1 protein-coding gene is annotated in these 258 nt (G+C 54.3%); it reads right to left on the reverse strand.

What is annotated here, in order from left to right; all coding sequences use genetic code 11:
* Positions 1 to 189, reverse strand: a 189-nt coding sequence (locus tag Q4528_RS14620; protein WP_303522381.1) for a hypothetical protein, incomplete at its 3' end; no start/stop codon positions are given.
* Positions 190 to 258: the final 69 nt, after the last annotated feature.

Here is a 258-nt window from a genome sequence, read left to right on the forward strand (position 1 = left end):
GGAGTTCATGGTGCGGACTTCAGCGGCCAAACCGTCGTATTCCTTGCCCTTTTCCAGCGTTTCCAGAAGGGCGGCTGTTTTCGCGCGTTGTTTAATGTTTTCGCGGTCAGCTTCGGCACGTCGGGCGACTTCTCTTGCCTCTTTCGATTCAGCGCGAGCGGTGTTGCGGTACAGTGAATTAGGGGCCATTTTCTTCTTCCTTTTCGGTTATTTGGCTCAGGTTTTGGGTGTTAAACGGCAGTCGTCGGTGGGTCGTCC

It is taken from the genome of Staphylococcus pasteuri, from assembly GCF_030547725.1.
Lineage (GTDB): Bacteria > Bacillota > Bacilli > Staphylococcales > Staphylococcaceae > Staphylococcus > Staphylococcus pasteuri.